General features: G+C 41.9%; 17 protein-coding genes and 2 tRNA genes. 8 read left to right on the top strand and 11 right to left on the bottom strand.

Features of this window, described 5'->3' with window-relative positions:
• Positions 1-63: 63 nt before the first annotated feature.
• The 4 genes from HLH14_RS10820 (at position 64) to HLH14_RS10835 (ending at position 2089) form a co-directional block, all read left to right on the top strand.
• Positions 64-957 (top strand): hypothetical protein, encoded by an 894-nt coding sequence (locus tag HLH14_RS10820; protein WP_067724095.1) that lies wholly within the window; start codon positions 64-66, stop codon positions 955-957.
• Between the two features lie 127 nt (positions 958-1084).
• A tRNA-Glu gene (locus HLH14_RS10825) sits at positions 1085-1160 on the top strand.
• 12 nt (positions 1161-1172) lie between these two features.
• A tRNA-Glu gene (locus HLH14_RS10830) sits at positions 1173-1248 on the top strand.
• A gap of 133 nt (positions 1249-1381) precedes the next feature.
• The gene (locus HLH14_RS10835; RefSeq protein ID WP_067724094.1) at positions 1382-2089 is read left to right on the top strand and encodes a glutathione binding-like protein; all 708 of its coding nucleotides are present in this window, start codon (positions 1382-1384) and stop codon (positions 2087-2089) included.
• 7 nt (positions 2090-2096) lie between these two features.
• Here HLH14_RS10835 and HLH14_RS10840 read toward each other — a convergent pair whose 3' ends face one another.
• The 6 genes from HLH14_RS10840 to HLH14_RS10865 form a co-directional block, all read right to left on the bottom strand.
• The gene (locus HLH14_RS10840) at positions 2097-3341 is read right to left on the bottom strand and encodes an NADH:flavin oxidoreductase/NADH oxidase family protein (protein WP_067724093.1); all 1245 of its coding nucleotides are present in this window, start codon (positions 3339-3341) and stop codon (positions 2097-2099) included.
• Positions 3342-3441: 100 nt separating this feature from the next.
• Positions 3442-5031, bottom strand: coding sequence for an ABC transporter ATP-binding protein (locus HLH14_RS10845; RefSeq protein ID WP_067724092.1), 1590 nt, complete (start codon positions 5029-5031; stop codon positions 3442-3444).
• Positions 5006-6019, bottom strand: coding sequence for an ABC transporter permease (locus HLH14_RS10850; RefSeq protein WP_067724091.1), 1014 nt, complete (start codon positions 6017-6019; stop codon positions 5006-5008). Before HLH14_RS10850 ends, HLH14_RS10845 begins: the two co-directional genes overlap by 26 nt.
• Positions 6019-7083 (bottom strand): microcin C ABC transporter permease YejB, encoded by a 1065-nt coding sequence (locus HLH14_RS10855; protein WP_067724090.1) that lies wholly within the window; start codon positions 7081-7083, stop codon positions 6019-6021. The genes HLH14_RS10850 and HLH14_RS10855 overlap by 1 nt, the downstream gene beginning before the upstream one ends.
• A 31-nt stretch (positions 7084-7114) precedes the next feature.
• A complete protein-coding gene (locus HLH14_RS10860) occupies positions 7115-8953 on the bottom strand; it encodes an extracellular solute-binding protein (RefSeq protein ID WP_067724089.1) in 1839 nt (612 codons plus the stop codon).
• A 29-nt stretch (positions 8954-8982) separates the two neighbouring features.
• Entirely contained in the window at positions 8983-12285 is a 3303-nt protein-coding gene (locus tag HLH14_RS10865; protein ID WP_067724088.1) for a LysM peptidoglycan-binding domain-containing protein, read from the bottom strand.
• 218 nt (positions 12286-12503) lie between these two features.
• Between HLH14_RS10865 and dnaQ the strand changes: the two genes are divergently transcribed.
• The 3 genes from dnaQ to nudC all read left to right on the top strand — a co-directional run bounded on the left by dnaQ (position 12504) and on the right by nudC (position 16458).
• The gene (gene dnaQ / locus HLH14_RS10870; protein WP_067724087.1) at positions 12504-13916 is read left to right on the top strand and encodes a DNA polymerase III subunit epsilon; all 1413 of its coding nucleotides are present in this window, start codon (positions 12504-12506) and stop codon (positions 13914-13916) included.
• A 125-nt stretch (positions 13917-14041) separates the two neighbouring features.
• Positions 14042-15685, top strand: coding sequence for a chemotaxis protein (locus HLH14_RS10875; RefSeq protein WP_131270222.1), 1644 nt, complete (start codon positions 14042-14044; stop codon positions 15683-15685).
• A complete protein-coding gene (gene nudC / locus HLH14_RS10880; protein ID WP_067724085.1) occupies positions 15685-16458 on the top strand; it encodes an NAD(+) diphosphatase in 774 nt (257 codons plus the stop codon). Before HLH14_RS10875 ends, nudC begins: the two co-directional genes overlap by 1 nt.
• 1 nt (position 16459) lies before the next feature.
• Here the strand turns inward: nudC and HLH14_RS10885 are convergent, their stop codons facing one another.
• From HLH14_RS10885 to HLH14_RS10900, 4 genes are all read right to left on the bottom strand, one after another.
• On the bottom strand, positions 16460-17347 hold the full coding sequence (locus HLH14_RS10885) for an alpha/beta hydrolase (protein ID WP_067724084.1): 888 nt from the start codon (positions 17345-17347) through the stop codon (positions 16460-16462).
• Complete coding sequence (locus HLH14_RS10890) at positions 17337-18020, bottom strand: BON domain-containing protein (RefSeq protein WP_067724083.1); 684 nt, start codon at positions 18018-18020, stop codon at positions 17337-17339. The genes HLH14_RS10885 and HLH14_RS10890 overlap by 11 nt, the downstream gene beginning before the upstream one ends.
• Positions 18021-18085: 65 nt before the next feature.
• Complete coding sequence (locus tag HLH14_RS10895) at positions 18086-18505, bottom strand: YraN family protein (protein ID WP_067724206.1); 420 nt, start codon at positions 18503-18505, stop codon at positions 18086-18088.
• Positions 18506-18516: 11 nt separating this feature from the next.
• Positions 18517-19452 (bottom strand): penicillin-binding protein activator, encoded by a 936-nt coding sequence (locus tag HLH14_RS10900; RefSeq protein ID WP_067724082.1) that lies wholly within the window; start codon positions 19450-19452, stop codon positions 18517-18519.
• A gap of 12 nt (positions 19453-19464) precedes the next feature.
• Here HLH14_RS10900 and rsmI point away from each other — a divergent pair, with 12 nt between their 5' ends.
• Complete coding sequence (gene rsmI, locus HLH14_RS10905) at positions 19465-20304, top strand: 16S rRNA (cytidine(1402)-2'-O)-methyltransferase (RefSeq protein WP_067724081.1); 840 nt, start codon at positions 19465-19467, stop codon at positions 20302-20304.
• Positions 20305-20385: 81 nt separating this feature from the next.
• On the opposite strand, the gene HLH14_RS10910 is transcribed toward rsmI, so the two are convergent.
• The gene (locus tag HLH14_RS10910; protein WP_067724080.1) at positions 20386-20634 is read right to left on the bottom strand and encodes a hypothetical protein; all 249 of its coding nucleotides are present in this window, start codon (positions 20632-20634) and stop codon (positions 20386-20388) included.
• Positions 20635-20681: the final 47 nt, after the last annotated feature.

Raw genomic sequence — 20681 nt, forward strand, 5'->3', positions numbered from 1 at the left:
CAAGTACCACTCTTTTTTTTAAGCTAAATCAAGTCAATGACATCTATAAAAATCTGATCCGGCATGAAAATCATTTTTATTCACGGTATGAATCAACAAAACTATGATGCAAATTCATTAAAACAACATTGGTTAACTGCATTTCAGTCAGGTTTAAATAATTCACATCTCGATATTGAGCTAAAATCTCTGGAGATCCGATTTCCCTTTTATGGTGATTTACTGAGCAAACATCACTTATATAACAGCTTGGATTTACAAACATTTTTACCAAAATCAATCGCACATCTGCATCTTCCCTTTCACTTGGGACATAGCAGCTGTATTGTCCAAGAACATCAACCATGCATCCACGCATTGCCTACATTTAATCCAGAACATTCTGAATCGTTTACTCAGCGCTTATCTGTTATTTCGGCACTGACCAAAGACCATGCATTCAGGGAATTGTCCCTGTTCCTAAATCATTATCCCAAATTGCATGAAACCCTGATTCATAAATTCCTCATCGAAACTTACTTATACCTCTCCAATCCAGATTTCATGCATGAAGTTCACCACAGAATCATGTCTTACCTTCGTCCGGAATTAGATCATATTATCGTGGCGCATTCATTAGGGTCTGTGATTACCTACAACCTGCTGCATCAATTCACAAATTTTAGAATCCAGCGCTTTATTACATTAGGTTCCCCTCTGGCTTTTAAAGTCATCCAGGAAAAACTCATCACCCCTATTTCCAGACCACCCCAGCTCCAAGGAGATTGGTTCAACTTCTATTCACCTGAAGACTTTTTAACAGCTTTCCCCTTATCAGAACCCCCTTTTGATTTCGATCCCCCCATTATTAACCAAATGATTACGACGCTCATTCATAATCCCCACAGCATTACCGGCTATTTACAACACCCCGCTGTCATCAAAAGCATCGTGGATGCCTTAGAGTATAAAAAATAGGGCATTTCAAAGTATATTTCACATATTTGTTTTATTTTTATTCACTTGATTGGGTTTTTAAAGATTATCGCTGAAAAAGGTTTGACAGCTTTTAATATCCACCCTATTATACGCCCACCTCTGAAACGTCCCCATCGTCTAGAGGCCTAGGACATCGCCCTTTCACGGCGGTAACCGGGGTTCGAATCCCCGTGGGGACGCCAATTCATATAGATGACCCTATCGTCTAGAGGCCTAGGACATCGCCCTTTCACGGCGGTAACCGGGGTTCGAATCCCCGTAGGGTCGCCACATTCGAGATTAAAAAATCTCAACAAAAAAGCCTGATCATGATGAATCAGGCTTTTTTGTTTTTAAGATTCTTAAATTTAAAATCGCTTTCTGTTTTATACTTTCACAACAGTAAAATAATAAACTTATCTTTATGCATATCCACCTGTTCCACAAAATCAATTCACGTTCTCAACGTATCCTCTGGTTATTAGAAGAATTAAATCTCGATTATGAATTGGTCTTTGGTGATACCGATATCTCGACTCAAGAATTCGAACCATACCAAAACAATCATCCACCGACTAAATTTCCGACCGTACACATTTTTAATGATCATTCCACAGATGTGATGACACTTGCTGAAACAGCTGCAATTGCCGATTACCTCAGCCATCAGTCCAACGATTTAGGCATATCCCAACTCTCTTCCTCAGAAATTCTCCACTATTATTTTTGGAAAAATTTTGCTGAAGCGACTCTTATGCCTGATTTAGCACTCAAACAGATTTTTGCTCAAATTGTAGAACGAACACCTTTTCCGGTACGCTTTATCAGCAAGTTTCTAAAATTTGGATTTGATCGTGGTTATTTAAATCAGGCGCTCAATCAACATCTATTCATGATTGATGAGCATCTTAAAACCCGCCAATATTTAGCAGGCAATCAATTTAGCATTGCCGATCTTTTATTGTGGTTTCCATTACTGGCTTGTATGCAATCCAATACAGAGTTTGAATCTCTACCGAAGATTCAGCGTTATCTACAACACCTACAAAACAGACCCGCCTTTCAACGTGCATTAGAAAAAGGACAATGGTCTGCTGTGCAGTTTCGGTCTTATTGGTCTAAAGCGTGGTAATTTTCAATTAAGCACTACGACGTGAATTAATCTGCCCTTTAATAATTGCAGTTATATTGCCTTTGGCATATTTAAAGAAAACTTTCAGTGGTGACAGTTTTGGATTGGGACGTTTGCCTTGCGCGATATCTTTAAACTGCGCGGCATACCAGATAATTTCCATAATCGCCATTTTATCGACCATCGGAATACCAGTTTTAATTTTACTAACCGCATAACGCACGTCCTGCCCTGCAATCAGTCGATCAGTTAAATCCGTTTCAACCGCCAATGGACGGGCAATCCCGATAAATTCACATGCGCCACTGTCGAGTGCCGCATTCATGCCCTCTACCGTACGGAAGCCACCTGTCACCATTAAATGACATTTGACTTGTTTACGAATCTTCTCCGCAAAATCAAGGAAATACGCTTCACGGGCAATGGTGCTGACTTTACGTTTATCTGCTTTAGCGCCTGCCATTGCAGGAGCTTCGTAAGTTCCACCTGAAATCTCGATTAAATCAATTCCAGCTTCATCTATCGCTTTAAATACTGCAACCACTTCATCTTCGGTAATTCCACCACGCTGGAAATCAGCTGAATTCAGTTTCACTGAAATGATAAATTGAGCCGAAGTGACCGCACGTACAGCTTTATAAATTTCTAACAGGAAGCGCATGCGATTTTCAATCGAGCCACCCCATTGATCCTGACGTTTATTGGTCAAGGGCGATAAAAACTGACTGATGAGATAACCATGCGCACCATGCAGCTGTACGCCTTCAAAACCGGCTTTTTCACAGATTTGGGCAGAAGTGGCAAAACGCTGAATAATGTCGAATATCTCATCTTCACGTAATTCACGTGGCGTACCAAACGTTGTCGCAAGCATCGGACTAAAAGGGACAGCAGAAGGTGCAACGGTTTCTTTATTTAAACCTTTAGGACACTGACGACCCGGATGTGACAATTGAATCAATTGCACCATGCCATGTTGTTTACCCAGCTCTGCCCATTGCTTCAGTTGAGCCAAATCACGTTCCGATTCAATAACCACCACACCCGGTTCATTTTTGGCGCGGAAGTCCACCATTACATTCCCGCTAATGGCACAACCCAAACCACCTTTAGCCCAGGCTTCATAGAGATTAAAATGTAACTGGCTTGGCTGCCCCGCATCATTTGCCAAGGCTTCACTCATCGCGGCTTTGATAATTCTATTTTTAAAGGGGGTATTTCGAATGATGGTTGCTTCAGCAAGATGGCTCATATTTCAATCCTGATTTATTTGTATTTATTTAGCTTTAATACCCTAAACTTATTCTGCAATCCGTCAATGACTATTCTGACAATATGACGTGTCAGTAAATTTAAACATACTGACTTGCCTCGATCAATTGTCGGGTATATTCAGTTTGTGGATTTAAAAATAATTGTTCAGTGCTTTGAAATTCCATTACCTGTGCATGACGTAGCACCAAAACTTTCTGACACAGTGCTTTTACCACTTGTAGATCATGGCTGATAAATAAATAGCTGATCTGATGTTCCTGCTGCAATCGTCTTAACAACTTCACAATCGCGCGCTGAGTAGTACGGTCTAATGCCGAGGTCGGTTCATCTAGAATAAGCAACTTAGGTCGTAATACCAGTGCGCGAGCCAAAGCTACACGCTGACGCTGCCCACCGGACAGTTCATGCGGATAACGGGTTCGAAAAGAAACCGGTAATTCGACTTTTTCCAAGGCTTCATCAATCCGCTGTGATATTTCCGCAGCAGACAATTTTTTTAAGCCTAATCCTTCGCCAATGGTTTGCTCAACATTTAATCGTGGATTTAAACTGCTAAACGGGTCTTGAAACACAATCTGAAATTCGGCACGCAATGGTCGTAACTGTTTTTCATTACACTGGTTTAAATCTGTGCAAAGCAGCACAATTTCACCGTCACTTTTAATTAAGCGGGTAATCGCCAAAGCCAGTGAACTTTTACCTGAACCACTTTCACCGACAATGCCAATCGATTCCCCTTGTGCCAGTTGTAAATCTAGAGGTTCAACCGCAACAAAGTAGTCTTTGACTCGATTTAACAATCCTTGCTTGATTGGAAACTTCACCGCGACATGGTGTAAAGCCAATATATTGGGACTCTCTGCAATATGAATGGCTTCACCAAAATCATGATTCAGTAAATCTCGGGTATAGGCTTGTTTCGGGTGTTTAAAAATCTCCGCAACACTACCCTGTTCTTCCACCACGCCTTTATTCATCACAATCACCTGATCGGCATAACGACGTACCAGATTTAAGTCATGACTGATCAGAATCATCGCCATATTTCGGCTTTGTTGTAATGATTTAAGCAGATGCAAGATTTGCGCCTGTAAAGTCACATCCAAGGCTGTAGTTGGCTCATCAGCAATCAAAATATCCGGATCCAAGGCCAATGCCATAGCGATCATCACGCGTTGACGCTGTCCGCCGGAAAGCTCATGCGGGTAACGGCGTAATTTATCTTCAGGCTCGCTAATCCCGACATCATTCAGCAATTCGATAATGCGTGCCTGAGTCTTTTTCTTTGACCAACCTTGCAACAACAAAGTTTCGCCAATAATTTTCTCCACTCGATGCAAGGGATTTAAAGCCGTCATCGGTTCCTGAAAAATCATGGCAATTTTATGACCACGAATTTTTTGCAGCTGTTCAGTTTTAAGTGACAATAGATCTTGCTGCCCGAGCCAAGCCTGACCTTTTATTTTTAAGGTGCTCGGTAATAAGCCCAGTAAAGCCAGACTACTAATCGATTTACCTGAACCACTTTCACCGACAATGGCAATGGTTTCAGCTGCATGCAGCTTAAAGTTCAGGTCATCCACCAAAACTTGTTGTTGATGCTGAATATTAAGATGTTCTACAGTTAATACCGTTTCTGGATTATTGGCGTCTTGGATCGAATGCATCGCGTGTCGCCTCCCCAATATAAATCAATAAAGATAAGACGATGGCTAGAGTAAAGAAGCCAGAGAGTGCCAACCATGGTGAATTCAGGTTGGATTTTCCTTGTAATAATAATTCACCCAAAGACGCAGCATCTGGCGGCAAACCATAACCCAAGAAATCCAATGCAGTCAGTGCGGTAATATTTGCCGTTAACATAAAAGGTAACTGCGACAAACTGGAACTCATGGCATTCGGCAAAATATGACGGTACATAATGGTTCGATCTTCCACACCCAGACTACGTGCAGCACGAACATAATCCAGATTACGTGCCTTTAAAAATTCGGCGCGAACCAATCCCACCAAGGTGGTCCAGCCAAATAACAGCATGATGAGAAACAGCCAGTAGACATTCGGGGTAAACATGCTGACCAGAATCATCACCATGAATAACATAGGCAGACCACCCCACACTTCCAGGATGCGCTGCCCCAGTAAATCAATCCATCCACCATAATAGCCCTGAATCGCCCCTACTGCGATTCCAAGCAGTGCTGAAGCAATGGTCAAAGCAAAACCAAACAGTAGCGATACGCGCAAACCATAGAGTATACGAGCCAGTACATCACGCCCTTGGTCATCGGTGCCTAACCAGTTTTGGGAAGTCGGTGCAGAGGGTACCGGAACTGCCAGTTCCAGATTAGGTGTTTGGTAGGAATATTTAATCAGCGGCCAGATCGCCCAGCCTTTATCATTGATGAGTTGCTGTACCACCGGATCTTTATAGTCGGCTTCGGTTTCAAATACCCCACCAAAAGCCGTTTCTGGATAAGACTTTAAAACCGGTACATAAAGTGAATGATCGTAGCTCACCAAAAGCGGTTTATCGTTGGCGATCAATTCAGCAGCCAGTGATAAAACAAAGATCACGGCAAAGACGATTAAGCAGCCAAAACCGAGCTTATTTTCCTTAAAACGTTTCAAGCGTGCATACATTAATGGTGACATTATTCAGCACCTCGCGAATCAAAATTAATACGCGGGTCAATCACCTGATACAACACATCACTGATTAAACGCAGAATCAAACCCAGCAAGGTAAACAGAAACAATGTCCCGAAAATCACAGGATAATCACGCTGTTGAATCGCTTCAAAACCAAGTAATCCCAGACCATCCAGATTGAAGATGATTTCAATAAACAGGTTGCCGACAAAGAAAATTCCGATCAGGGCTTCAGGTAAACCCGCAATTACAATCAGCATCGCATTACGGAACACATGACCGTATAACACCCGTGATTCGGTTAAACCTTTAGAGCGCGCCGCCAGCACATACTGCTTGTTTAATTCTTCCATAAAGGAATATTTGGTTAAATAGGTGAGGCTAGCAAAACCACCAATCACCATCGCCAGCAAAGGCAAAGTCATATGCCAAAAATAATCTTTAATTTTCCCCAATACGCTCAGTTCACTGAAATTTTCTGAAACCAGTCCCTGTAGCGGGAACCATTGAAAATACGAACCGCCAGCAAAAAAGACAATCAGCAACACAGCAAAGACAAAAGAGGGTACGGCATAGCCAATCGCCAGTAACATCGAGGTGGATTTATCAAACAGCATGCCATGTTGACGCGCTTTTTTAATGCCTAAAGGAATAGAAACCAGATAAATCAGCAAAGTGCTCCATAATCCTAATGACAAGGACACCGGCATTTTTTCCCAGAGCAGTTGCGTGACAGGTTTATCTTTAAAAAAACTGGTGCCAAAATCAAAAGTCACATAACTTTTCAGCATCATCCAGAAGCGTTCAGGTGCGGGTTGGTCAAAACCATATTGCGCTTTGATCTTCTCGACCATTTCTTCGCTCAAGCCTTTTGCACCCTGATAATTGTTTTTGGCCGTCGCGGTTTCACCGCCGGTCGCCCCCATGCCTTGAAAAGCTTCCGCCTGTTGAATGGCTTGCTCGACTGGACCTCCGGGTGCAATTTGAATCACCACAAAGTTAATCAATAAAATGAAAAACAGTGTCGGAATAATCAGCAGCAGTCTTTTTAGTATATATATGCCCATCGAAACGACGTTCCTTGTGCCTTGCTATTGCTTATTGTTGACCTAAATAATGGGTGACTTTTTTGGCTTGCTCCGCATCACTCCACCAATAGTCAATCCCCGAAGAAAGTTTCGGTTTAACCTTGGGCTGATGATACATGTTCCAATAGGCAAACCAGTTTTCACCTTTACCATAGGTCGGAATTTGATAATATCCGGCACGCAATAAACGATCGAGCACCTTGGTTCTGATTACCAATTGTTTACGATCAGGTGCACGGATGAGCTGCTGAATCACATTATCAATGACAGGATTTTTGATGCCGGCATAATTATAATTCCCCGGCTGATCTGCCGATGCACTGCCCCAGAACTGCGCCTGTTCATTGCCAGGATTTAAAGACTGCGGCATCACATTGGTGGTCATGTCAAAGTCCTTGCTACGCATACGTTCAATGTACTGCGGCACATCGACATGACGAATGGCAACATCCACCCCCAGACGTTTCATATTGCGTATGAACGGCATCAGCGTACGTTGTAAACCATCTTGATGAATCAGGAATTCAATCCGAATCGGCTTGCCTTTGGTATCGAGCAAACGGCCATTCTTAAAGGTATAACCTGCTTTGATGAGTAACTGACGTGCTGTCATCAGATTACTACGGTTAAAACCACTGGCATCGGAGACCGGATATTTCCAGTCCTTTAAAACACCCTGACGTTGAATCGGATTGAGTTTAGATAAATACGGTTTTAAAATCGCAAGTTCTGCACTGCTTGGAACACCTTTCGCTTCCAGTTCACTATTGGCAAAATAACTCTGTAAGCGTCGATATTGTCCATAAAATAGCGCCTTGTTTTGCCATTCAAAATCGTAGGCATAAGTGATGGCTTGGCGAAATTTGATGTCTTGAAAAGGTGTACGGCGGGTATTAAACACAAAACTTTGTGTCGGAATGGGATTCTGATGCTTGAATCTGTATTTCACCACCACCCCTGTTTTTACTGCAGGAAAATGATATTCCGTGACCCATTTACGCGCAGTAAACTCTTCATGCAGGGTATATTGACCCGACTTAAATCCCTCAAAAGCAATGTCCAAACTGCGGTAATAAACATACTTCAAACGATCAAAGTTATAACGTCCTTTATTGACCGGTAAATCTTTGCCCCAATAATTCGGGTTACGTTTATAGCTAATACTGCGACCGGCATCAATTCGATCAATCAGATACGGCCCTGAACCCAAAATCGGCTGCATGGTGACACGGGTGAAATCTCTGTTCTGCCAATCGTGTTTTGAATAAATCGGCATTTGCGACAAGATCAGCGGCATTTCAGCGTTATTGTCAGACTTGAAACTCATTTTTACTGCAGATCTGGACAACACTTCGGTTTTATCCAGATCCGCCAGATACATTTGCAAACCCGGATTAGACTTGGTCTGATAAGCATCAAAACTGAATTTCACATCTTCGGCAGTCACTGCACTGCCATCACTAAAGCGTGCTTTGGGATTTAAATGAAAAATGACATATTTGGTTTTATCCGGATCAAAGCTCACTTTTTCCGCCAGCAAGGGATACATCACTCCCGGCTCATCCAGTGAACTCGACATCAGCGAGTCAAACAAATGTTCAACTCCATCTGTTGAACTGCCTTTGCCATTCATACTGTTCAGGTTGTCGAATGTGCCATTACTGGCGGTACTTAAATAACCGCCTTTCGGGGCATTGACATTTGCATACGGCATGACCGGCAAGCCCGCATATTTAGGCTGGCTATGTACCGCAATATAAGGCATGGTCTGCACAGCAGCCCACAGCCCTTGCGTCAGAAGACTAAGCCCGCAGGCAAAACTCAAGCGTTTTGCTAGAGCAAATGACATCTAAAATGACTCCCTGTCTTTGGGTATGATTATAAGTTTGGCACTTTAATGACATCACCAATACGCAATTGAGTATTGGGTTGAATCGCATTCATTTCAGCGAGTTTTTCACGATCCAAACCATAGCGATTGGCCAAGCCAATCAAGGTATCACCGCGTTTGATCTTGTACTCGATGACTGTTTTAGGCACCATGATCTGCTGACCAACACGCAAGCCTGCACGTGCATTTAGATCATTCAATGAGGCCAATTCAGCAACCGATACCCCTACCCGATTGGCAATCGCATTTAAAGACTCACCCGGTTTCACTGTATAGCTATCAGTGCTTTTAGATGAAGATTTAGTTTTTAGCGGACTTGCAACGACAGGTCGAATACTGTTGGCCCTTGCTTCAATTTCAGTCGGTAAGCCAATTTTTAGCTGCTGTCCGATACGTACAGTGCTGTTAGTACTGATTTGATTGAGATCGGCCAGATACTGAAGCTGTAAGTAATGCTGACGTGCAATCGAAGTTAAAGTTTCACCCGATTTCACCACATGCACACTTGGCTTCACACCTTTGACTGCTTTTTCAGTTTTATCCATTCCTGTTTCACGTACAGCCTGAACCGCAGGTGCAGCTTCACCGCTGAGTTTTAAACGCTGTCCTGCACGCAAGCCTGTATTACGGTTAATGCCGTTGATATTGGCAATATAATCCATACTTAAATCATATTTAGCCGAAATAGCTGACAAGCTATCACCTGATTGCACCGTATAACTTTCAGGAACAGTTGAACCTGCAGGAATTTTAATAGTTTGGCCAATCTGTAAACTACTGGCGTTGGATAATCTATTGAGCTGGGCCAATTCAGTTAAAGAAATTTTCGACTGCGCAGCAATACTGGATAAGGTGTCACCACGTTGAATACGATAACTTTCAGTTTTATACGCGAATTCTGCAACAGCTGTTTCTGCTTTAACAGAAGTAGCTTTTTCTTCCTGCTTAGTCTCTAACTTGCTTTCAACTTCATGTAATGGAACATTAATTTTTTGCCCCACCATTAAGCTACTTCCCGAAGTTAAACCTGCGGTTAAATCAGCCAACTCTTGATTAGACAAGGCATAACGGTCTGCAATCAGTTTTAAATATTCACCACGTTTGACCACATAGGGCTTGGTTTTCACTTTAACAGCGGATGTTGCGTTATTCGTCTTGATATCAGCAGTATGGGAATTGCTTTGAGCGGTTTCCTTTAACGATAATTTTTGCCCCACACGCAAACCGCTGCTGACTGATAAATTATTGTAATCTGCAAGTTGTTTAACTGATAAACCAAACTGGCTAGCCACCCCAGTCAAACTGTCATTGGCTTGAACCACATAAGTTTCAGGTTGTGTTTTTGCCTTAGCAGTTGCAGATATTTCTGTGCTTTGCGGTTTCGCATCGTATAGATAAATACTGGTTCCCACGTACAGCGGTGAGCTTGGATCGATCTGATTCCACTTCGCCACATCACGCCAGTTCAAGCCATTTTTCATCGCAATAACGGCTAAGGTATCTCCAGGAAGTACGGTATAGGTACTGCGTTTTCCTTTCGGTGGTGTAACCACAACTTCTGAATCCGTCTTAACGTAGTTTTTGCCTTGGTTACGTTTTGCTTCGTCAGAATCAGCTTTGGTATTTTCTGCTACCCCTTTTGGATAAGAGAAACCTTTGGTCAACTCCTTGCCTTGTTGTTCTGCCACAGACTGACTGGTTTGAATCGCAGTGAGTTTAATTTTACCGTCAAATGGATCGGTAATTTCTGTGCCTTGCGGTGCAAGGGCTTTAAGTTCTGCAACCACTATCTCTTGTTCAGCTTTGCTGGCTACAGGTTGTAGCACTTGCTCAACTGTTTTATTTGCGCCTTCAGCTTTTACTGCAGCCAAAATTTGTTCACGTTCAGCCGAAGATAATGGTGGCTCAACAGTCACAGGTTTAACATTGGCAACTGGAGTAACCGCAACTGGAATACGTGGTGCACTTGGGATATCGCTATTCGATGCAAATGATGCCAACGCTGCCGAACCTTGAGGCGTAGATATACGCCGCGTATTTGAGGCTTGTGTTGTGGTCACAGGATTGGCAGGTTTAACTGTTGCCGTTGCAGCAAGCTGAGTCGTTTTAGTCGTTGTTGTGGTTAATACGGGTGGTGCTTTTTTTACCGGATTAATCACTTGAGTATTTAATTCAGGCGGATTAGATCTTTCTGGTGTGAAGGGTTGTGCAGTGCTGGCCCATAAACCACCTGAACTCGGTGATAGCTTTTTAAGTCGGGCATCAATAGAAGGACTTAAATCCGCAGGAATAATAATCTTCATTGGGCTTTGACTATCCACCCAATCCCCGCGATGTCCTGGATTTAACTGATATAGTTCGGCACGGCTTAAGCCTGCAATAGAGGCAACTTCATTTAAATTCACTGTGCCTACAGACACTTCTCTAAAGTGTGGGCGATTGGCAATTGGAGGTAAAGACACCCCGTATGCCCCCGGATTTTTAATAATTTGTGCAACCGCTAAGAAACGTGGAACATAGTTCATGGTTTCTTGTGGCAGTTTTAGTGACCAGTAATCCGTCGGCAAACCTGCTGCTTTATTGCGGTTAATCGCTTGCTGGATACGTCCCGGGCCTGCATTGTATGCTGCCAAAGCCAGTTCCCATGAACCAAACTGATTGTACAATCCACCTAAAAACTCATACGCTGCACGTGTCGATTCAACCACATCACGGCGACCATCGTATAAACTGGTTTGTTTCAAACCATAAATACGTCCGGTACTTGGAATGAATTGCCACATGCCTGCTGCTGCCGCACTACTGGTCGCTGCAGGGTCATAGGAACTTTCAATAATGGGCAATAAAGCCAGTTCAGTCGGCAAGCCACGACGCTCTGCTTCTTTTACCGTGTGATAAAGATAACGTGAAGCTCGTGCACTCAAACGGTCTAAATACGGTTGACGTGAAATAAACCAGCCACGCTGTGCTTCAATACGAGAGTCCCAATGGGTTTGATCCATTTTAAAACCAACGGTCATGCGTTTCCAAACGTCGCCGTGTTTTAAAATGAGCAGACGATCACCTTCTACCGCACGCATATCTGTTGCAGAGAGTAGATCTTCTAAAGAGTCCAGGCTGTTGGCATCCAGATATGCAGAACCCACCAGTTTCGATTTTGATCCATGCGTTGCACTTTGGCTTGAGGAACAACCCGTCAGACCTAGCGCAGCTAAAGCTGAACCCAATACTGTTATTTTAAAAAAATTGGGTAATAAAGGCTGCCACAAAATCGCGGTTGGTTTATACATAAAGGAATCCAAACAACTCGTATAAAATTTATTTTTTAGATATGCCATTGTAGTGAAGCATGTCGTCGACACAAGATATTAATTTAGCGCGATTTCACTGTAAATGTTACAAGAAATTAAAAAATAAGCATGTTATACACTGCAAAAGTGCAATTGCGTTATACAATACACCATTCACATGCTTCAATTTAACTCTCACTCGTTCGGATTTGGTTTATATGGCTCAAACAATCACACTCTATGTCGATGGCGCTTGTCGCGGCAATCCAGGTTTAGGCGGTTGGGGTGCATATGTCATTACTGAGTCCGAAGAGCATAAGCTGTATGGTGGTGTCCCTGAAACCACCAATAACCGCATGGAACTCACCGCGGCAATTGAAGGCATTAAATTCTGCCCCACCGATGCCAAACTGATTATCTGGACAGATTCCAATTACGTGAAACAAGGTATTACCGAGTGGATTCATGGCTGGAAAAAGAAAAACTGGAAAGATGTTAAAAACCCAGACCTGTGGAAACTTCTGGATGCAACCTGCCAAGGCCGCGAAATTGAATGGAACTGGATTAGAGGTCATTCTGGACATCCTGGCAATGAAATGGCCGATCAACTCGCCAACCTGGGTGCAGATCAAACCTTAACCAACATGAAAAATTCATCATCAAAAGCAGAAAAACCATTAGCAGAAGTTGTGGTTTTAGATAAAAAAAAAGTGGAAAAGGACTGGTTGCTAGATGATCCTTTTGGTTTCGACTTAATGGAATCTGATGTGCAGGATGACACCGAAGCTTTAGAAAACTTAGCACAAGAAATGATTCAGTCTGAAGATATGAATGACGAAGCTGAAGTTCAAGATGAAATTGTAGAGGATGTTGCTCCCGCTCTATTAAATGTAGAGCATCCACATATTGTAATTACACCGCGAACCAAGCAAGTTCATGGTCCGCGCCAACTGATTCTGGATACCGAAACCACCGGGTTCTATTTCCAGGACACTGACCGGATTATTGAGGTCGGTGCGCTTGAAATGGTGAACCGTAAACTGACCGGTAGCTCCATTCACATTTATATCAATCCGAAAAAACCGGTCGGTGATTCTGAAAATATTCATGGTATTTCAGATGCCTTCTTGCAAGACAAACCGGTTTATGCAGAAATTGCCGATGTGCTGTTTGAATATTTAAAAGGCGCAGAAATTATTGCGCATAATGCCACTTTCGACATGAACTTCTTAAACATGGAGTTCAAACGTGCGGGCTTTGTGGCTTTATCCGAGGTGTGTGAGGTTACCGATACCTTGGCCATGGCGAAAAGCAAACATCCAGGGCAGAAAAACTCCCTTGATGCTTTGGTGCGCCGTTATGAAATTCCGCAACGAGACCGTACTTTCCATGGTGCCTTACTCGATGCTGAAATTCTGGCAGATGTCTATTTAGCCATGACCGGTGGTCAAGTTTCCTTCGACATGGATACCTTGAGCGAGAGTGAGCAACAAGAGGCGCAGACTGCGCGTTTAAGTGTACAAATCGAGCTGCCTGTCATTTTACCTTCAGAACAGGAACTTCAAGCACATGAGACCTGGGTCAAACAATTTGAAGAAAAACATGGAACAGCTTGTCTTTTTGCGAAATAAAATCTACATTTCTAGTGGTTTTTTGTATTTAAACATTTAACAGTTAAGTTATAGTTGAATGTAAAGAAGTTTCGCCTTTAACGGGCTGCTCATAAACAGATAAACACTAGGATAGGTGCAGATACATGTCTTACCAAACCTCTATTCATTTTGACCCAACTGCATTGCTGATAATAAAAAATGAGGTTGATAACTCAATTAAACTAGTCGAATCAGCGGTTAGCAGCTTAGCAGAAGATCAAACGTTACCTTTTGGTATTGATGATGCACTGAATCAATTTGAGCAATGTGCCCAAGTACTGGCACTTATTGATATGCAAAGCTTGGCTAAAATCGCTCAGTATTCTGCTGAGTTAATGCGCAAAATCATGGGGAATCCTGCGCAAATCAACACCCAAGAAGTGATTGCCTTAAGTGAAGGCACCACCATGATGAAGCGTTATATCGAATTTATTTGCTTGCGTGAAGTGAAGATTCCGCAATTCTTGCTCGATACGCTGAATCGTCTTGAGATTGTATTAGGCAAGCCGATTACTCATGAAGGTCAGCATATTGAGTCGTTAATTGACAGTATTACCCCTGATTTTAAGCTTCCTAAAGCACCGAGTTTAGAGAAATCTAAATATGTGCATCGCCTGTATAAACTGTCTTTAAACAAGCTGATTAAGCAGGAAGAAACCGAATTTGATCTTCAAGCGATTAAATTGGTCGGTGCATATTTAGCCGGTCTTGCTGAAAATACGCCAAGCAAGCAATATTGGAATCTGGTGCATGTTGCATTTGACCAGATTGACCACTTGCTTCTGAATGATCCGCGTTTACGCACATTAGTCAGCATTGAACGCAATATGGCGCAATATTTCAACACCCCGGATCGTTTCAAACCAAGCTTGGCCGATTTAGCCAATATTTTAAGTTTGTGTATTAGCCAGGAAGATGAGACTGCACAACATATCCGCAACCAGCTAAATCTGGGTGAAGACCATCTGACCGATACGCAATTACAAGTATTCAGCCGTCATCTTTATGGCCCCGATTTTGATACCATGCATACGATTAGTGAACTTGTGACCACTGAAATGACACAAATTCGTAACGACATCGAATACAATTATCAAAATATGACCCCGGAAAAAACACGAGAGTTACAAGACAAATTAAGCAGTCTTGCTAATATTTTCAAAGTGTTAAATCTGAATGAAGCCTTTAATGACTTGTCGCGTCAGGCAAGTTTGCTCAGCAGTGCTGAAGTGCTGAAAGATGAAGGTTTTGCACAGCAATTGATGAATTGTATTCTATCTGCAATGAATTCAATTGGCGTACTGGAACGTCATCACACCTCAAGCCGTTTACAGCTTCGTGTGCATAACATGAATATCTCTTTAGACCGTCTTGACGAAGCCCATGCTGCTTTGCTCAATGAAACTAAAGCGGTAATTGACCTTTCTAACCAAACTTTAATGCAATATTTGCAAGACAGCAATCTGGCAACTGTAGAGAATTTGCCGACCCAATTACGTGAAATTGGTGGTGCACTGTTGTTCTTAAATGCTGAAGCAGGTCAAACCGCGTTAAAAACCGCAGCAGACTTTATTCAGCAGCAAGTTGAAAGTTCAACAGTGATTAATGCTGAACAAATCAACCACACCCTCGATACTTTAGCCAGTGCCGATATGATGATCGACAATTTAAAATACAAACAACCTGTATTGCAGTCGATGTTTAATGTAGCATTGCAAAGTAGCGAAAAACTGAAAACTGTTGCCTAATGTCTGAATTATCACTTGCTTATATCTTTCATCAACATCAACTGTTAGTGGATGAAAATTTTCAACTGCCTCAAGTAGAACGTTTGGCAAGTGATCTTCACTTCAACACGGGTGATCAAGTGGTTGCCCGTGATCTTCTCGAAGACGAACCTATTCCTCAAGGCTTACAATTGGTTCCTATCCGTCAGTTATTGACGCTTTGGGATACAAGGCAATTCGAGCATGCCAGTCGCGCAATTCAACTTTTGGAATGGCGTAAAAACCATAAATTCTGTAGTCACTGTGGGCATCAGACGGAAGCACATCCAACTGAATATGCCATGATTTGCCCTGCTTGTCGTTATCACCAATATCCGCGAGTACAACCTTGCGTGATCACCGTAATCACACGCGGTGATGATGAAATCCTGCTGGCTAAAAATGCGAAAAACAAAACCAATATGTATGGACTGATTGCCGGTTTTGTCGAAGTTGGAGAAACCTTAGAAGAAGCAGTACGCCGCGAGACGTTCGAGGAAGTCGGATTAAAAGTCAAAAATGTGCAATATCTTGCCAGTCAGCCCTGGCCTTTTCCGAGTAATTTAATGCTCGCTTTCCGTGCTGAATATGCTTCTGGAGAAATCAAACTTCAAGAAGAAGAAATTAGCGATGCACAATTTTTTAAATTGGATCAACTGCCCGAAATTCCTTTTAAAGGCAGCATTGCATACGCCATGATTAAACACATTACCGAAGGTCATCCTGTTGCAGATGACACCCGTGAATGGTTATAAGCTAAGGTTTTAAGGCTTCATCTAAAACCGTTAAAATTTGTTTCTTGGTCTGGAAATAGCGACTAAACAAACTCGAAACCGAACCCATAATGGAAACATGTCCTGTACCCGGAATGGTAATTATCTGGCTATGATTGCCCTTTTCCTGCAAAATACGATGCAAATCTTCTGAATTATTATGACCCACCACTTGATCATTCGATGCCAAGAACAGGTAATGCTTCACCGTATTCGATTCAATAAAATAATATGGCATCACATGTTGATAAGGGACGCTCTGATCAAATGCATCGGCACATAATGGATCATCTTTATAATCAAAATGATAAGGTCCAGATAATCCAATAATCGCTTGAATTTGGGCACGGCAGTTTAAGGTATACGGCTTCGGATGATACAAAGCCGACATGACATTAAATGCACCGGCCGAATGCCCCATCAACACGATTTTTTCAGTGCGTATATTCAGTCTAGATTGATGCTGGGTCAGATAGTTTAAGGCCAGGCTCAGGTCATCAATATAACTGGGAAATACATGTTCGGGTGCAAGATGATAATTGATCACCGCAACGTCATAACCCTCTTTAGCAAAGGCTTCACCGACAAAGCGATAATCTTTTTTATCTCCATGTAACCACGCCCCGCCATGTACAAATACAATTAAGGGACGCTGTTCACGTGGAGTTTCGGCAGTAAAAATATCCAGGCGTTGCCGTGCTCTTAAGCCATAAGCAATGTTTTCAACGACTGAATAACCTTTTTTAGGGGTTAAACGATTCAGGGCATAACTACCAAAATCGTAAAGGCGAAAATCCTTGTAAAACATTTTCACCAATGCGACATTTTGTTGCAGTTTCTTTTTGACCACTTGAGTTACATTATTGAGCATTCGTAGGTTCAGCTTGGTCAGGATCAATGGCTACAGGCGTTTGTTCAATCGGTTGTGCATACACCACAGGACTGCTAAAACTTGAAGTCACTGCACGTGATTGTTCAACATTATCAATCAGGGTAATGATTTTAGTGACATTACCGACTTGCTCAAGCACCTGATTCAGATCTTTAATCTCGGCACTATTTAAACGCCCCATCACATATAAAATGCCATCTTCAGTATGAATGCGGACTTTACTATCTGATACTACGACGGCTTTCATCACCAGCCCACGCGTGTTCGCTGTGACCGTGGTATCTTGCATAATGGTGGCATAACCGATTTGGTTACCCACTTTAATATAATTATGTACAGTTTTGACATCGCTCATGGCACGCACATTATCTTCAGCCAATTGCTTTAAATGTGCATCTGGCACTTGGCCGGTCAATAAGACATTGCCATGAAAACTTTCAATATTGACACGAGATTGTTTAAATCGTGTATCTAATTTATATAAATTAATTTTAGCGGTACGTTCTATAGAAGAGTCAATAAACACCTGTCCAAGTGAACGAGCACCACTCTCTGTTCCTACTGGGGCTGATCCTGTGCCACCAGAGATGAAACTTGCACAACCAGATAAACTTGCTACACACAGTAACGTCATTGCAATACGGTTAAACACTCAGCAAGACTCCTAATCGTTAATTTCAATTCTATTTTATTTCAGCATTTATGCTCTGATTTTGTTCAAAGATTAATAAACTCTTGCTCAAAAGTAAAAGCATTTTCAATCCATTGTTGATCATAAGTGAATTTAGAAAAATCTTGCTGTATTGTTTTTGCAAATTGTTGAAAAAAATCAAAACAAATCACATCAAAACGACAATAAAACTGTTGGAATTGTGGATGAGTATTTAAAAAGCATAAAGCAGATTTCATAATCTTCTTTTGTTTAGATAATGAAATCGTTTCACATGATTGTGCATATTGAGTCGCAGAGCGTGCTTTCACCTCCACAAATATCAATTCTTGATCCTTTTGGACAATCAGATCAATTTCCCCATATCGACAATGATAATTCGTGACAATAAGCGCAAAATCTTGAGCTTGTAAAAGTGCTAAGGCCTGTTGTTCTGCCCATTGTCCTAAATTTAAATTTGCTTGCATATTCTTTTCCATTACAAGCTCTTAATGCCTTTTCTAGTATTTTCATAGCAATGTGGAATACGCTGAATATGATTATTGCTGATTTTAATCAACCCTGTACGCCCCTCAAATTCAATACTTTTTAAATTCGGTTCATCTAAATATTGTTGAGCAATATGCCAGGTATCACCGCCAAAGGCCAATAGTCGTTGATACGGCATGGAAACAGGATTGTGTTGATAGGCTTTAATCACATCTGACCATCCCGGATCATATAAAGCGGGTGCATCACAAAACCTCGCACCTTTGGGAATCGGTTGATGCTGTTCAATGGCATTCGCTAATACATAAACATTTTTACTCGGCAGCTTAGCCAGACTATTGAGCCATTCGTTATTTCCAAGCAGTAATAAACTGCTTTGTTTATTCAACTTTTCAGGTATTTCCTCGACAAGAATTAAGGGATAATCAATTTGTGAAACTAAAGACATGAGAAAAAGTTCACTGTCGACTTCTGTTCCCGGTTGGCGAAAAACATAAAGTTGTTTAATTTTGTCTTTCTGCAAAATTTGATTCAGCGCATAAGCATCATCTTTCTTGGATAGACTGAATTGCCAGACATTATCCGATTGATCAGTCACTTCATTTAAAGCCAAAACACGAACTTTGGGTTTGCTTTTAATTAACCCTTCTACCTCATTGCGTGCTAAAGGCCCAATCACCATTTGGGTTTTTTTATTTACATTTATTTTTAGTAGCTGGGAAATTTGTTTTTTATCCGAGTTTACAAATTTAATCGGAGTTTTCTGACCTGATGCTTGATAAGCACTCATAAAACCCTGTTTGACACTCAATCCGGCTCGCGCCATAGGACCCGATTCAGGTAAAATGACCAATACTTCGGCTTGTGCTTGGTTAAAAATGCAATACAGGATGAAGCCCATCAAATTATTTTTATTATTCAACATTGGAGAAACCTTATGAGTGCTCAGTTATTTGTTGTAGCGACCCCAATTGGGCACTTAGATGACATCACTTATCGTGCAATTAATGTTTTGAAGTCTGTAAGTATTATCGCGGCAGAAGATACGCGTACTTCCGCTCAATTATTAAAGCACCATAATATATCAACTCCCCTGACTGCGTGTCATGAGCATAATGAAAGTAACAAAATTGATATATTGATCCAAAGATTGCTGAATGGCGAAAATATGGCCTTGATTAGTGATGCAGGTACGCCGCTGATTAGTGACCCGGGTTTTAAACTGGTTCGTGCTGCACAAGAGCATAATATTCGCGTGGTTCCTGTACCAGGTGCTTGTGCTGCGATTGCCGCACTCAGTTCTGTCGGTTTGCCGAGCGACCGTTTTAGCTTTCAAGGCTTTTTGCCTTCGCGTCAATCTCAGCGTCGAATTCAGTTAGAAAAATTAAAAGATGAAACTCAAACTTTAATTTTTTATGAAGCACCGCATCGTATTTTAGAGTCAGTTAAAGATATGGCTGATATTTTTGGTGCAGACCGTCCGGTTGGTTTTGCCCGTGAAATCACTAAAACTTTTGAAACCATCAAAAAAATGACTTTGGCAGAGTTGATTCAATTGATTGAATCTGACCATAACCAGCAAAAAGGTGAAATTGTTTTAGTCATTGGTGGTGCAACGGTAGAAAAGGATTTAGATCAAGAAAAACTGGATCAGTTATTGACTCGTTTATTGCAAGATCTCTCGGTAAAAGCAGCTTCGCAATTGGCAGCCGATTTGACTGGCATCAAAAAGAAAGTGGCCTATCAACGTGCTTTGGAACTCAGCAATCAAGATTAAAAATGAGCCAGTAAAAACTAAAAAAGCATCACTTCTGTGATGCTTTTTTATATCCCTTACAAAAAACAAGCAAAGGCAGGATTAGTCTTTTGCAGATTCATCCGCAGGGACTTCAACAATGCGACCACCACGTGCAAGGAACGCAGCAACTTCATCTTCCAAGGCTTGACGCTGTTTCAGTTTAGCAGTCACGGTTAAAGTTTCTGCTTCAGCCAAATCGCTATCAGTTAGCGCAGGTTCACTGGCAGATGCCCCTTTTTCAGCAGCCTTCGCTTCATCCTCATCTACCGCAGTTTCTTCTACTTCATCGTAGTCATTCATATCTGTCATCTCTATTTCTCCCCACAAATGACTTCTATAGTTCCAATGTGAATTGG

The organism is Acinetobacter terrae (assembly GCF_013004375.1).
GTDB lineage: Bacteria > Pseudomonadota > Gammaproteobacteria > Pseudomonadales > Moraxellaceae > Acinetobacter > Acinetobacter terrae.